This is a genomic window from Spirillospora sp. NPDC046719, assembly GCF_040645715.1.
Classification (GTDB): Bacteria; Actinomycetota; Actinomycetes; order Streptosporangiales; family Streptosporangiaceae; genus Spirillospora.
Genome location: NZ_JBEYYT010000759.1, coordinates 1 through 2,724 on the forward strand (window position 1 = coordinate 1; position 2,724 = coordinate 2,724).

Genomic DNA, 2,724 nt, shown 5'->3' on the forward strand with positions numbered 1-2,724 from the left:
GGGCCGGGTGGTCCCGCCCGCGCGGCGAACGCGACGAGGAGAGGGAGACGGGTGTCCGACACGCCGGTGCAGACGTCGGCGACGGTCCTCACGGTCCGCCAGGTGCAGGACTACCACGCGATGACGCTGGTGGCGCCCGCCATCGCCGAGCGGTTCAGGCCCGGCCAGTTCGTGGCCGTCGCCGTCGGCGGCGAGCACACCGCCCGGCTGGTCCGCCGCTGCTTCGGCGTCCACCAGGTCCAGTCCGACTACGGCGGCACCGTCGAGGTCGTGTTCGCCGACACCGAGCCCGGCACCGGCTGGCTCGCCGGCCGCCGCTCCCGCGACCAGCTCGACCTGCTCGGCCCCCTCGGCCGCCCGTTCCGGCTGCCCCGCGACCCCGTCAGCTGCCTGCTGGCCGCGGGCGGCCCCGGCGGCGCCTCGGTGTTCGCGCTCGCCGACACGCTGCTGCGCCGCGGCTGCCAGGTCCACTTCGTGCTCGCCGGCCCGTCCGCCCGGCAGGTGTTCGGGTCCCGGATGGCGCAGCGCATCGGCGACTCCGCCACCGTCGTCACCGAGGACGGCTCGCTCGGCGAGAAGGGCACGATGCGGGACGTGCTGCCCCGCGTCGTCCAGGAGACCGGCGCCGACGTCGTCTACGCGTGCGGGCCGACCGGGCTGCTGCGCTCGGTCACCCAGATCGCCGGCGAGTTCGGGCTGCCGTCCCAGGTGTCGGTCGAGGAGTTCCTGCAGCGCACCGGCGCCTGCGGCATCGGCGTCTGCATGACCTGCATGCTGCCCGTGCACGGCGACGACGGCGTCACCCGCATGGTCCGCGCCTGCGCCGACGGGCCCGTCCTGCGCGGCGACCGCGTCCGCTGGGGCGACCTCGGCACCATCCCGTTCGACGCGCTCGGCGCCCCGCGCGTCCTCAGCGTCACGGAAGGAGGCTCCAAGTGAGCGACCGCGCGAGCGGCCGGGTGAGGACCGCCCTCGGCGCCCTGGAGCTTCCGAACCCCGTCCTGACGGCCTCCGGCTGCGGCGGCACCGGACGCGAGCTCGCCCAGTTCTTCGACCTCACCCGCCTCGGCGCGTTCGTCACCACCTCGGTGATGCCCCAAGCGCGCGCGGGACGCCCGACCCCGCGCGTGACCGAGACGCCCAGCGGCCTCCTCACCGCCATGGGCCTCCCCGGGCCCGGCATCGAGACGTTCCTGGAACGTGACCTTCCCTGGCTCATCGAACAGGACGTCCGCACCATCGTGTCCATCGCCGGCAACAGCGTCGAGGAGTTCGGCGACCTCGCCCGCCGGCTCCGCCACGTCCCCGGCGTCGCCGCCATCGAGGTCAACGTCGCCTGCCCCAACGTCGAGGACCGCGGCCGCATGTTCGGCTGGCACCCGTCCGCCGCCGCGTCCGTGCTCCGCGCCGTCCGCGCCGCCGCCCGGCCCGGGACACCGATCTTCGCCAAGCTCGCCCCCGACGTCACCGACATCGTCGGGATCGCGCTCGCCTGCGTCGACGCCGGCGCCGACGGCCTCACCCTGATCAACACCATGGACGGCATGGCGATCGACCCGCACACCCTCCGGCCCGCCCTCACCGGCGTGTCCGGCGGCCTGTCCGGGCCCGCGATCCGGCCCGTCGCCGTCCGCTGCGTCTACCAGGTGCACGCCGCGCTGCCCAGCACGCCGATCATCGGCGTGGGCGGCATCGCGACCGGCCTCGACGCGCTCGAGTTCATCCTGGCCGGCGCGTCCGCCGTCGCCGTCGGCACCGCCCTGTTCCACGACCCCGCGGCCGGCCACCGCGTCCTGCGCGAGCTGGACGAGGCCCTCGCCGCCCGCCGCATCGGGCGCCTGGCCGACGCCGTCGGGCTCGCCCACAAGCCCGCCGGCTACGTGCCGCCCCAGGTGCGGCCCCAAGAGCCCGAGAAGGAGAAGCTGTGACCGCAGCCCCCATCGCCGTCGCGCTGGACGCGCCCGACCTGGACACGGCCGCGCGCTGGGCCACCCTGGTCACCCCGCACGTCTCCACCGTCAAGGTGGGCCTCGAGCTGTACTTGCGGTACGGCCCCGACGTCGTCGCCAGCGTCCGCGGCGCCAGCCGCGTCCAGGTCTTCCTGGACCTCAAGCTGCACGACATCCCCGCCACCGTGCGCGGCGCCGCCCGCGCCGTCGCCCGGCTCAAGCCGTCCTACCTGACCGTGCACGCCGCCGGGGGCCCCGCCATGATCCGCGAGGCGGTCGACGCCGCCCCCGCCACCAAGATCGCCGCGGTGACGGTGCTGACCTCCCTGGACGAGGCCGACCTGCGCGCCGTCGGCGTCGAGGGCCCCGCGCCCGACGCCGTCCGCCGCCTCGCCGCCCTCGCCGTCGGCGCCGGCGCCCAGGCCCTCGTCTGCTCCCCGCAGGAGGCCGCCGCCGTCCGCGCCGAGGTCGGCCCCGACATCACCCTCATCACCCCCGGCGTCCGCCCCGCCGGCGCCGACACCCAGGACCAGGCCCGCGTCGCCACCCCCGAGGCCGCGCTCGCCGCCGGCGCCGACCTCCTCGTCGTCGGCCGCCCCATCACCGCCGCCCCCGACCCCGGCGCTGCCGCGGCGGCGATGGCGGCCACACTTCGCAAGCTCAGCTAGCCCAGGGGGGCGACCCCCTGGAACCCCCGTTGCGGGGGGGGGGGTGTTTGACGCGCCCCGGGCGCGCCCCGCGGAACAGCCGGGGAGCCGGCGGGCAGGGCCGCGGC

General features: G+C 76.7%; 3 protein-coding genes. All 3 read left to right on the forward strand.

Going from position 1 to position 2,724, the window contains the following annotated elements; translation table 11 throughout:
• The first annotated feature begins 51 nt into the window (after positions 1-51).
• From ABZ914_RS49770 to pyrF, 3 genes are read left to right on the forward strand one after another with little or no spacing between them, the layout of a single operon-like run.
• The gene (locus tag ABZ914_RS49770) at positions 52-939 is read left to right on the forward strand and encodes an iron-sulfur cluster-binding protein (RefSeq protein WP_500201582.1); all 888 of its coding nucleotides are present in this window, start codon (positions 52-54) and stop codon (positions 937-939) included.
• Positions 936-1,928 carry a dihydroorotate dehydrogenase gene (locus tag ABZ914_RS49775; RefSeq protein WP_500201583.1) on the forward strand — a complete coding sequence of 331 codons (993 nt, stop codon included), beginning with the start codon at positions 936-938 and terminating at the stop codon, positions 1,926-1,928. The genes ABZ914_RS49770 and ABZ914_RS49775 overlap by 4 nt, the downstream gene beginning before the upstream one ends.
• Positions 1,925-2,617 carry an orotidine-5'-phosphate decarboxylase gene (pyrF, locus tag ABZ914_RS49780; protein ID WP_500201584.1) on the forward strand — a complete coding sequence of 231 codons (693 nt, stop codon included), beginning with the start codon at positions 1,925-1,927 and terminating at the stop codon, positions 2,615-2,617. The genes ABZ914_RS49775 and pyrF overlap by 4 nt, the downstream gene beginning before the upstream one ends.
• The last annotated feature ends 107 nt before the right edge of the window (positions 2,618-2,724 follow it).